Annotated in this window: 10 protein-coding genes; 4 read left to right on the top strand and 6 right to left on the bottom strand. The window is 73.7% G+C overall.

Annotated elements, in window-relative coordinates; all coding sequences use genetic code 11:
- Nucleotides 1–286: 286 nt before the first annotated feature.
- Nucleotides 287–940 carry a 4'-phosphopantetheinyl transferase family protein gene (locus UO65_RS28665; RefSeq protein WP_035288660.1) on the top strand — a complete coding sequence of 218 codons (654 nt, stop codon included), beginning with the start codon at nucleotides 287–289 and terminating at the stop codon, nucleotides 938–940.
- A gap of 43 nt (nucleotides 941–983) precedes the next feature.
- On the top strand, nucleotides 984–2,021 hold the full coding sequence (locus UO65_RS28660; RefSeq protein ID WP_035288657.1) for an MBL fold metallo-hydrolase: 1,038 nt from the start codon (nucleotides 984–986) through the stop codon (nucleotides 2,019–2,021).
- On the opposite strand, the gene UO65_RS28655 is transcribed toward UO65_RS28660, so the two are convergent.
- The 6 genes from UO65_RS28655 to UO65_RS28630 all read right to left on the bottom strand — a co-directional run bounded on the left by UO65_RS28655 (nucleotide 2,000) and on the right by UO65_RS28630 (nucleotide 7,552).
- Nucleotides 2,000–2,536: a methylated-DNA--[protein]-cysteine S-methyltransferase gene (locus tag UO65_RS28655; RefSeq protein ID WP_407643232.1), complete on the bottom strand. Its 537-nt coding sequence runs from the start codon at nucleotides 2,534–2,536 to the stop codon at nucleotides 2,000–2,002. The two genes, UO65_RS28660 and UO65_RS28655, sit on opposite strands and share 22 nt — an antisense overlap.
- Before the next feature lie 113 nt (nucleotides 2,537–2,649).
- Entirely contained in the window at nucleotides 2,650–3,363 is a 714-nt protein-coding gene (locus UO65_RS37655; protein ID WP_181400206.1) for a hypothetical protein, read from the bottom strand.
- A 39-nt stretch (nucleotides 3,364–3,402) separates the two neighbouring features.
- Entirely contained in the window at nucleotides 3,403–3,996 is a 594-nt protein-coding gene (locus UO65_RS28645) for a hypothetical protein (protein ID WP_052021907.1), read from the bottom strand.
- Between the two features lie 144 nt (nucleotides 3,997–4,140).
- The gene (locus tag UO65_RS33790) at nucleotides 4,141–4,659 is read right to left on the bottom strand and encodes a winged helix-turn-helix domain-containing protein (protein WP_052021906.1); all 519 of its coding nucleotides are present in this window, start codon (nucleotides 4,657–4,659) and stop codon (nucleotides 4,141–4,143) included.
- A gap of 174 nt (nucleotides 4,660–4,833) precedes the next feature.
- Nucleotides 4,834–5,904: a hypothetical protein gene (locus UO65_RS28635; RefSeq protein ID WP_035288655.1), complete on the bottom strand. Its 1,071-nt coding sequence runs from the start codon at nucleotides 5,902–5,904 to the stop codon at nucleotides 4,834–4,836.
- Nucleotides 5,905–5,926: 22 nt separating this feature from the next.
- Nucleotides 5,927–7,552 (bottom strand): alkaline phosphatase D family protein, encoded by a 1,626-nt coding sequence (locus tag UO65_RS28630; RefSeq protein ID WP_035288652.1) that lies wholly within the window; start codon nucleotides 7,550–7,552, stop codon nucleotides 5,927–5,929.
- 1,169 nt (nucleotides 7,553–8,721) lie between these two features.
- Between UO65_RS28630 and UO65_RS28625 the strand changes: the two genes are divergently transcribed.
- Together UO65_RS28625 and UO65_RS28620 are read left to right on the top strand one after the other, a co-directional pair.
- Complete coding sequence (locus UO65_RS28625; protein WP_035288649.1) at nucleotides 8,722–9,486, top strand: bestrophin-like domain; 765 nt, start codon at nucleotides 8,722–8,724, stop codon at nucleotides 9,484–9,486.
- Nucleotides 9,483–10,325: DUF6923 family protein (locus tag UO65_RS28620; protein WP_035288646.1), on the top strand; the 843-nt coding region annotated here is incomplete at its 3' end. The genes UO65_RS28625 and UO65_RS28620, both read left to right, overlap by 4 nt.

The following is a 10,325-nucleotide window of genomic DNA, read 5'->3' as shown; positions in this document are numbered from 1 at the left end:
ACCCACCCGGGCAGGGCCGTAGCCGGGCCGGCGGTTTTCGGGGCGGTCGGCTGACCAAGCACATCCACCCGCGTGAGCCTCTGCTTGGCCGGGCCGGCGGTTGCGGGGTGGTCGGCTGACCAAGCGCATCCACCCGCCCGGTTCTCTGCTTGGCCGGGCCTGCGGTTCGTGGGTGGCCGGGCGGCTTCGAGGACGGGTCCTGGGGGCGTGGGACGGACGTGATCCGGGACCACGCCCCTCCCGCCGCGGGGGGTGCCCCGGCTAGGGTGCTCCCCGTGGTGACCCCATGATCGAGAAGATCCTGCCCGCCGCTGTCGTCGCGGTGGAGGCGTACGACGACCCGCCGGAGGCCGTGCTCCTGCCCGAGGAGGAGCCGTGCGTGGCGAAGTCCGTCGACAAGCGCAGGCGCGAGTTCACCACCGTCCGGCACTGCGCGCGGCAGGCGCTGGCCCGGTTGGGCCGCCCGCCCGCGGCGATCGTCCCCGGTGAGCGCGGTGCCCCGGGGTGGCCGGACGGGGTGGTGGGCAGCATGACCCACTGCGCCGGGTACCGGGCCGCGGTGCTGGCCGAGGCGGGCGAGATCATCACCGTGGGCATCGACGCCGAGCCGCACGTGCCGCTGCCCGAGGGCGTGGAGAGCGCGGTGACCCTGGCCGACGAGCGGGTGCACCTGGCCGAGTTGGCCGCGGCGCACCCCGGGGTGCACTGGGACAAGCTGCTGTTCGCGGCCAAGGAGAGCGTCTACAAGGCGTGGTTCCCGTTGGCCAGGGAGTGGCTGGGGTTCTCCGACGCGCGGTTGCGGTTCGACCCGGCGGGCACCTTCACCGCCGAATTGCTCGTCGACGGCCCCCGGGTCAAGGGGGAGGTGCTGCGCGGGTTCCAGGGCCGGTGGCTGGCCGAGGGCGGGTTCGTGGTCGCCGCGATCGCCATCGCCGTCTGACTTGGTAGGTTGCGCTGAGCAACCAACTCCAGCGGAGGCGACGATGGCGGCAGGCTCGGGACCGTGGGCGGAACCCGGGGCGTTCGAGGTGGCCCCGGGCGTGCACCGCATCCCGCTGCCGCTGCCCGGTGACGGCCTGCACGCGGTCAACGTCTACAGCGTCGAGACCACCGACGGGCTGGTGCTGATCGACTCCGGTTGGGGGTTGCGGGAGGCGCGCGACCTGCTGGAGTCCGCGCTGAACTCCCTCGACCACGACTTCGGCTCGGTGTCGCGGTTCCTGGTCACCCACATGCACCGCGACCACTACACGATGGCCGTGGAGCTGCGCCGGATGTTCGGCACCCGGATCGCCCTCGGCATCGGTGAGCAGCCCAACCTCGACGTGGTCCTCGCGGGCGAGGCCGAGCGCCAGGTGAGCGACCTGCGCGCCTGGGGCGCGACCGCCCTGCAGTCGAAGCTGCGGGCGATGCTGGGTCAGCGCGACCCCGGCCGCCCCAGCTACGAGCTGCCCGACGAATGGCTTTCCGGGACCCAGGACATCGTCCTCGGCGACCGCACCCTCACCGCCGTGCCGACCCCCGGCCACACCCGCGGGCACGTCGTGTTCGTCGACGCGGCGGCCGGGCTGCTGTTCGCCGGGGACCACGTGCTGCCGCACATCACCCCGTCGATCGGCTTCGAGCCCGCCCGGGCCCGGCTGCCGCTGGGCGACTACCTGGACTCGCTGCGGCTGATGCGCACCCACCCCGACATGCGGCTGCTGCCCGCGCACGGCCCGGTGGCCCCCAGCGTGCACGCCAGGGTGGACGAGCTGCTGGAGCACCACGAGCAGCGGTTGGCGCGCACCGCCGAGGCCGTCCGCGACGGCGCGGGCACCGCGTTCGAGGCCGCCCGCCGCCTGGGCTGGACCCGGCGCGAGCGCGCCTTCGACACCCTCGACCTGTTCAACCAGGTGCTGGCCGTCGGGGAGACCGCGGCGCACCTGGACGTGCTCGTCGTCCGCGGCGCGCTCAAGTCGTCCACCGCGAACGGTGTGGTGGAGTACGCGGCGCCCGGTCAGTCGAACAGCGAGGGCTGACCGCCCGGGGCGGCGCCCTCGATCCCCAGCATCCGCAGCTTGGTGGCGGCACCGGCGCCCGCGGAGAACCCGCCGACCTTGCCGCCCGCGCCCAGCACCCGGTGGCACGGCACGACGACCGGGTACGGGTTGGCGCCCATGGCCTGCCCCACCGCCTGCGCGGACCCCGGCGCGCCGACCGCCCTGGCGACCTCGCCGTAGGTGGTGGTCTCGCCCGGCGGGACGGTGCGGATGAACTCGTAGGCGCGGCGGTGGAACTCGGGGATGCCGGTCGGGTCGACCGGGATGTCGCGCAGGTCGTCGCGCTCGCCCCCGAGCAGGCGGGCGATCCGGCGGACCGCGTCCGCCACCGGCCCACCGGGTTCGGTGGGCACCGGGTCGGCGATCCGCCCGCGCAGGTGCGCCTCGGTGCCCGCCCGGTCGCCGCCGGGCAGCTCCACGGCCACCAGGCCGCGGTCGTTCCAGGCCAGCGCGCACCAGCCCAGCGGCGTGTCGAACATCGTGTACGCGGTCACCGCCGCATTCTCGCGCCCCGCGCGCACCGAACCCCGCGCCGGGGTGGCGGCGCGGGGTTCGGCTGATCGCACGGCGTCCCGGCTCCGGTGGTTTCCGGGACCGGGACGGTGGATCAGGTGTGCAGCAACTGGTTGAAGAAGGAGCGGTAGCGGCGCAGGGCCTGGCGCAGGTCCTCGGTGTGCGCCTCGCTGTCGCCGCCGCCCTGCCACTGGCCCTCCAGGCCGCGCTTGTGCTCGGCGAAGGTCTTGGCCAGGTTCTGCATGACCTCGGCCACCAGGTGGTCGGCGTCGCGGACTGCCTCGCGCGGGTCGTCGACGAAGTTCGCCTGGACCTTCGACCACTCGCCCCGGAAGCGCTCCACCTCGGCGTCGGCGAACAGTTCCGCGCCGGGCTCCTCGGCCTCGCCCGCCGCGGGGGTGCCGCGCTCGCGCTGCCCGTGCTCCGCCTGGGGCTGCTCGGTGGACTCCGGGTAGCCGGGCGACCGGTTCGGGTCCACCGGGGGCTGGGCTTCGTAGGTGGGCGCGCCGTCCCAGTTGCCCCGGTCGGACTGGCCGGACTGGCGGTCGGTGTCCCGCGGGTCGGTGACGTCGGCGGTGGCGAACCCGCTGTGGTGCTCGCCGCGGTCGCCGTCAGCGGTGCGGTCCGGGTTCTGGTCCGCGTCGCGGTGGTGGGTCGCGTCCTGGTCGTCGTGGTGCCCACCGGTCGACCGGTCGGCGGTGTGCGGACCGTCGGTCCTGGGGTCCACAGTGGACTTCGCCGGGCTGGAGTCGGACACCAGGTCCTCGGTGTGCAGTCGATGGTCGTCGGAAGTGGTGCTGTTGCGCATGGTGGTGTCTCCGGTTCGGGGGATCGGGGGGAGCGGTGCTCAGCGCTTGGCGGTCGGGCGGTGCGGCGCGTCGCCGTCCACCGCGTGTCCGTCGTTGCCGCCGCGGTGCCCGTCGCCGCCCAGGAGGTCGGTGAACAGGTCGCGGTAGTGCACCATCGCCTCGCGCAGCTCCTCGGTGGAGGCGTTCTCCTTGCCGCGCACCCGGTGCGCCGCGCGGTAGTGCTCCATGGTGGACGCGTGCTCGACGGACAGCCTGCGCACGCGGTCCTCGTGCGAACCGTCGGTCGGGTAGCCGCGCTCGGCCATCACGACGGTGACCAGCCGGTCGGCCTCCTGCACCGCGGGGGCGGGGCGGTCGACGAACTGCTCCTGCACGCCCCGCCACTGCGCGGCGTAGCGGTCGCGCGCCTGCGGCTCCAGCGGCCGGATGTCCAGCTTGGCGTGTTCCTTCTCCCGCTCCAGCAGCTCGCGCTCGGCGTCCTTGCGGGGGTGCTCGGCGACCGTCCGGTCGTACTCGGGGCCGAACCGCTCGCGCAGGTGCTTGCGCCGGGACTGCATCCTGGCGACCACTGCCACCAGCGCGATGATGACGACGGCCGCGACGACAATGCCGATGATCGCGCCTGTCGACATGGGGTTCTCCTTTCAGTGCAAGGAATTCCTCCTCGTTGTTCGGTGACGTACCACCCGTGCCGAACCTGAAACGGAGATGGGGCCACGTTGGGCCATTTGCCGCACCCCGGTGTGCTCCGGGGGCGGGTTGTCCGCTGTGGACGGTCAGGGCTCCAGGGAGACCAGGTCGCGGTCGCCGAACTGGTAGCCGACGCCGCGCACGGTGCGCACCAGCGGCACCGTGGGGTCGATCTTGCTGCGCAGCCTGCGGATGTGCACGTCCACGGTGCGCTCGCTGACGTAGGAAGTGCCCCACACCGCGCTCATCAGCGCCTGCCTGCGGTGCACCCGGTTCGGGTGCCCGGCCAGGTAGGCCAGCAGGTCGAATTCCAACCTGGTCAGTTCCACCTCGTGCCCGTGCCAGAGCACCCGGCGCGAACCGGTCAGCACCCGCAGCGGGGCCCGGACGGCCCGCGGCAGCGGCACCACCACCCCCAGCGGGGGCGTCTCGTCGACGGTGACCGCGGCGGTCACCCCGTCGTGCCTGCCGAGCGCGTGCAGGGCGTCGGCCAGTTCCCCGGCCAGCGCGGGCACCGCCGCGGCGGCGGCGGTGAGGTGCACGGTCAGGGTGAGCCGGGTCGGGCGGGTGGCGCTGGACCGGTGGTCGGAGAGTGCGGCAACCATGGTTGAACCCCTAGTGGTGTGAGTCGGGAAGCGGGTGTGGCGGGAGCGGGCGAACGGGGTCGCTCAGCTCGGACATCGCTTGCCGTTGATCACGGTAGGGGGCACGTCGGACAGTCGACCAGGGGACTAATGCCTGGTCAACGGTGTTCCGCAGCGTGGGATGCGTAGCTCAGGTCACTCCGCTGTCACCCCGGCGGCGGTTTCCACCGCGAGGTACGGGTGCACCGGGGCGTCCCCGCCGCGCGGCAGGAACCACTCGTCGAAGTCCAGGCCGGGGGTGCCGAGCAGGTCGATGTCGTCCTCGTCGGCGTCCGCGCCCTCGCCCTGGTCGTAGAGGCGCTCGTGCTCCACGCCGCCGAGCACGTGCTCGTCGAACGCGGCCATGATCTCCTTCATCGGCAGCTCGTCGATCAGCCCGGCCAGCTCGAGCTGCACCGCCGCCTCGGTCTTGAGCACGTGCAGCGCCAGCGCCTCGGCCGTGCACAGCGGCGCGGTCCAGCCCGGCTGGGTCAGCCGGTGGCCCAGGATCGCGGTGATCACCAGGAACTGCTTGGCGAACAGGGCGCCGTAGTGGTCGGCGTAGCGCTGCGGGAGCTGGTCGAGCACGCTGAGCGCCTCCACCTCGCTGGCCGAGGTCTCCGCGTCCTCCAGCTCCTGCACGTCGGCGAACAGCTCGTCGGTGAGGACCTCCATGCCCTGCACCATGGCCCCGGCGACCAGCCGGGCCGCCTGCGCCGACACCGCGCAGGACGGGTCGTCGGCGACGTGCCCGAACGCCTCCGGGCCCACCGCGCGGAGCTGCGCCGAGGACGCCTCCAGCTCGTCGCGCAGCGCGGCGACCTCCTCCTCCGACAGCTCCCCGTCCTCGTCGTCGGAGTCCTCGGCGACCTCGACGTCGCCGAGCGCGGCCGCCAGGTCGTCGTCGGTGGCGATGACCTCGCACCGACCCACCGACCAGCCCTCCAGCAGGTCGGTCTGGGCCAGCAGCTCGGTCAGCACGTGCCGGGCCGCCTCCTCGGCGAAGGCCAGCGCGGGGGCGTCCAGCAGCCAGGTGATGACCGCCCCGTGCGGGTGCACGGCGACCCGGTGGTCGAGCGGTTCCACCTCCAGCCCGTCCGGCCCCTCGATCCCGGCGAGCAGGTCGAGCTGCTCGTCGAGCAGGGCGGCGACGCCGTGCTGCTGCAGCGGGTCGAGACCGGGGAGGTCCGGGGCGGGGGCGACGTCGGCGGTGAGCTGGTATTCCACGCACCCGAGTCTAGAAGCCCCGTCAGTCGACGAGGGCGATGGGCGCCCGTGGCCGCAGGTACGGGCCGTCCGCGCCGGTGCCCGCCTGCTCGATGACCATGTCCGCGCGGCGCCCGCGCACCCGCAGGGTGGCCACCGCGTTGCCGAAGTAGGGGCCCGCCGCCTTCGTCCAGTCCACCGGCAGCGGCTCGATCTCCTCGGAGCGGTACATCCACCGGCGCAGCCCGTTGGCCAGCGGCCGCCACCAGGCCAGCTTGAACAGCGGCCGCATGTACCCCTCGATGCTGTTGTGCAGCGGCGAGCAGGTCAGTTGCCACACCCTGGCGTTGACCTCCCGGTCGAAGGTGGCCTCGGCGGCGTAGACGTGGTGCACGTCGCCGGAGAGCACGCAGACCGACGCCGCGCTGCCCTCGGCGATGCGGCGGATGAGCCGGGTCAGCCGGTCGTAGGAGCCGCGGAAGGAAGGCCAGTGCTCCAGGTCGGCGCCCTGGCGCAGCTTCTCCGCCAGCCGCCCGCGCCAGTCGGTGCGCCGGGCGGCGACCTCGTTCATCGACTGGGCGTGGCTGACCACGTGCGGCATCAGCCACGGCAGCGAGGAGCCGATGAGCAGGTGGTCGTAGTCGCCGTCGGCGTTCTCCTCGATCCACTCGAACTCGCCGTCGCCGACCATGGAGCGGTGCCCGTCCTTGAGGATGCGCCCGGAGCGGGTGTCGATGACCAGCAGCCGCACGTTGCCGAAGTCGCGGCGGTAGCTCCAGCGGGTGCCCTTGCGCCCGTTGACCTCCTGGGCGGCGACCTCGGCGAACGCGCGCAGCACGCCCTCGGCGTCGCCGGAGCGGCCCTCGGCCAGCACCGCGGCGAAGGTCTTGTCCTCGGCCAGCTCGTCCGGCGACAGGTTGCCGATGTGCTGGTAGATCCAGTACGTGACCAGCGCGCCCTGCTCGCGCTCGGCCCACCAGGAGGTGGCCTCGATGGCGTCGCGCCAGTCCTGGGAGGTGTTCCAGTCGTCGCGCACGTCGTGGTCGTCGAAGACCATCGAGGTGGGGACGGTGGACAGCAGCCAGCGGATCAGCGGGGTCGACCAGGACTCGTGGTAGAGCCGGACGTACTCCTCGAAGTTCGCCACCTCCACCCCGGGCGGCTCGTCCAGCGAGCGCCGGGTGGAGATCCACTCCTGGGTCGCCTTGCTGGTCTCGTCGGCGTACACCTGGTCACCGAGCATGACCATGGAGTCCGGCCAGTCCCGCTCGTCCTGGGTGCTCATCCGCACCGCGTAGGCGGCGAGCGCGTCGGTGCCCCACTTCTTGTTCTCCGCCGGGTCCTCGCTCTCGGGCTTGCGGCAGGACCCGAACAGCATCAGGAAGTCCTTGTCGCCGCCGACGGGCAGCGTGCGGATGCGGCTGGGCGGCAGGTCGGAGTCGGGCAGCGGCCAGCGGACCTCCCCGTCCAGGCGCACCTGGTACTCCAGCGACGTCGCCGGTTCCAGGTCGGTGAGCACGACCAGCGCGTAGTGGCGGCCCGCGACCCGGAAGGTGGGGACCTCCCGGCCCCCGACGTCGACCGAGCACGCGGCGTCGGTCTCCACCCACACCGTGGCCGACCGGTCGTCCACGTGCCGCAGCAGCGGCCCCAGCAGCAGCTCAGCCATGTCAACTCCTCTGCTCCGACTCGACGACCGGACGACCATATCCGCAGTCCAGCGACCCCGCCCACGGGTGTGGAATCCACTGTGGACCCACTGTGGCGGACGCGCCTGGCGTCGTTGGTCGCTTCGGCGCAGCCCTGCTGGGCCGAATGGGTGTTCGACACGTGCGAATGGCCCAACGGGTCTTCCCGGTGACCCGCCGCGTCCGGGTCCCCGCGCGGTCGTCACGAGGGTCTGAGCGCGTTCCGGCCCGCGAGGGCGCATGCTGCCAGGTGTGCGCCGCGTCCGGCGCGCAGGGGGCGCCATGAGTTCGGTCACCCTCCCCGGGCGCGGCTTCCGCGCCCGGGGGACCGGGCCGCGCGGCGGTGGCGGGGCGCCGGACGGCAAGTCCGGAGTGGACGGTCGGTTGCCGCTCGACCGCCCCCGCGACCGGTCGCGCCGACCCCGCTCCCCGGGGTCGCGACCGTGACCGGTCCACGGTCGCGGGTAACCCGATCGAGTACTTCGATCACGAACACCTCGCCAGGTGCCCCCTCCCTCGGCCAGAGTTGGAACGCTCGCACCCGCGCGCGCCGCGCGCCGCGTCCGACAGAGCACCCGCGACACCCCGCCGGTGCTGACGGCGACTGCGAGGAACAGGAGATCGGGCACTTGGACGACGTGGTCCCGCTGCCGCTCCCGCACGCGGTCGACCGGCCCCGCCCGGCGCCGCCCGCGGGTGGTCGGTCCGCGCCGCGGCCCGGGGGGCGGACGCGTCGACGTGAAGATCCTTCGCCTGTGCCCCAGGGGACCCGGCGGCGGACCGCGCCCGGTCCCGACACCCGGTTGGCGGCTCGCGCGCGGGACACCGGCGGGGCCAGGATCACCGGGGGCGGTAGGGTCCTCCTGCTCCCCGGCGAGGCGAACCGCGATCCCGGTCACCCCGGGGCCCCGGACACCCGGCGCCCCGGTCGCGGGCGGAGCGGACACCCCACCCCCGGACGGGACGCGCCTTCCCGCGCCGGTGCCCGACCCGGCGCGCCCCGGCTCCCCCGCAGCGCACCCCGGCCCGCCGCGCGACCGGCGACACCGGCCCGCCGCGCGGCGGGACAGCTCCTCCGAGAACGGCAGGCACCTCTGCCTCCACCGGCCGACGGCCGCCCCCGGGCGGCGGGCCGGGAAAGGGAACACGCATGAACACCTACTTCCAGGGGCTGCTCTGGGTCCTGGGCGCCGCGGCGGTCGCCGCCGCGATCGCCTACTTCCTGCGCCACGTCGGCGAGACCGAGGGCACGGTCGAGAACAACGAGTCCGCCGGGCAGGTGTTCACCATCGTCGGCGGGCTGCACGCGGTCCTGCTGGCGTTCGTGCTGATCTCGCTGTTCGACGGCACCACCGCCGCCGAGGACGGCTCCTACCGCGAGGCCGACAGCGTCGTCGCCGCGTCCTGGGCCGCCGACGCCCTGCCCGAACCCACCCGGACCGAGGTCCGCGACCTGGCCGCCCGGTACGCCCAGGAGGTCGCCGACGTCGAGTGGCCGATGATGGCCACCGGCAACGGCGAGGTCGGCGACAAGGGCTGGGCGCTGCTGGACGAGCTGCGCACCACGATCCGCGAGGCCCAGGCGAACGACGACTTCCAGAACGACCAGAAGAACCTCGCCTCGGACAAGCTCTGGGAGGCCTACGAGGCCCGCCAGCAGCGGCTCAACACCGCGGGCGGCGACGGCGTCACCGACGTGGTGTGGTTCGCCCTGGTGCTCGGCAGCGTCATGACGATCTCGCTGGCCCTGCTGTTCGGCGGACCGCAACCGCTGGTCCACATCATCATCGTCGGCATCCTGGCCGGTCTGCTGTCCCTGCTGCTGTTCGCCACCTACCAACTGCAGAACCCGTTCGCGGGCGCGGCGAAGGTGGAACCGGCGGCCTTCGAAGCCGTACTGGCCCGCTTGCGATGAGGCGCCCCCAGGCCGTCCTGTCCGCCATCGCCGTGTCCACGGTGCTGGCGGGCACGGCGCTGCTCACCGCCGACCCGGACCCGGTCCTGCTGACCGCGGGCCCACCCGCCCCGGCCGACTGCACCTTCTTCCGGGTCACCAACAGCGGCCACGGCCTGTCGACCCTCAGCTCGATCGACCTGGCCGCGGGCACGGCCACCCGGGTGCGCACCCTCGAGTTCCGGGCCGCCGCCCTCGGCTACGCCAACGGCCGCATCTACGCCCTCACCGACGAGGGCTTCCACCCGACCTCCCGGCTGATCACCATGGACACCACGGGCAAGGTCCTCTCGACCACCCCCCTGCGCGACACCGCCCACGGCGGCTTCGGCATCCGGGGCGGCGCGGTCGCCAACGGCCACTTCCACGCCATCGCGGGCACCACCCTGCTCTCCATCCGCCTCAGCGACGCCGTGGTCGACGCCCGGGTCCACCTGTCCCTGTCCGGCATCACCGTCGACGACCTCGCACACCGCCCGGCCGACGGCCGCCTCTACGGCGTGTCCACCCCGGTGCTGTTCCCCGGCCAGGGCCGCGCGGTCCGAATCGACCCGGCCACCGGCTCGGTCACCCAGACAGGCCAGAACCCCCTCCCGGTCAGCACCTCCTACGGCTCGGTGGTCCTCGCCCCCGACGGCGCCCTCTACCCGGTCTCCAACCGCACCAACGGCCGCTCCCGCGTCTACCGCCTCCCCCTGACCCCCGGCGGCAGCCCCACCGAAACCCTCGTCCTCCCCCCGGCGGACTCCGCCGACGCCTCCGAGTGCGTCCCCCGCCCGGCACCCCCCACCACCCCACCG

Origin of the sequence: Actinokineospora spheciospongiae (genome assembly GCF_000564855.1) — a bacterium.
Lineage (GTDB): Bacteria > Actinomycetota > Actinomycetes > Mycobacteriales > Pseudonocardiaceae > Actinokineospora > Actinokineospora spheciospongiae.
This window is presented reverse-complemented; position numbering and strand designations above follow the sequence as displayed.

Excerpts from the sequence above, each read along its gene's own strand:
- UO65_RS28665 (WP_035288660.1), top strand. The coding sequence starts at position 287 with ATGATCGAGAAGATCCTGCCCGCCGCTGTCGTCGCGGTGGAGGCGTAC.
- UO65_RS28660 (WP_035288657.1), top strand. The coding sequence starts at position 984 with ATGGCGGCAGGCTCGGGACCGTGGGCGGAACCCGGGGCGTTCGAGGTG.
- UO65_RS37655 (WP_181400206.1), bottom strand. The coding sequence starts at position 3,363 with ATGCGCAACAGCACCACTTCCGACGACCATCGACTGCACACCGAGGAC.
- UO65_RS28645 (WP_052021907.1), bottom strand. The coding sequence starts at position 3,996 with ATGTCGACAGGCGCGATCATCGGCATTGTCGTCGCGGCCGTCGTCATC.
- UO65_RS33790 (WP_052021906.1), bottom strand. The coding sequence starts at position 4,659 with ATGGTTGCCGCACTCTCCGACCACCGGTCCAGCGCCACCCGCCCGACC.
- UO65_RS28630 (WP_035288652.1), bottom strand. The coding sequence starts at position 7,552 with ATGGCTGAGCTGCTGCTGGGGCCGCTGCTGCGGCACGTGGACGACCGG.
- UO65_RS28625 (WP_035288649.1), top strand. The coding sequence starts at position 8,722 with ATGAACACCTACTTCCAGGGGCTGCTCTGGGTCCTGGGCGCCGCGGCG.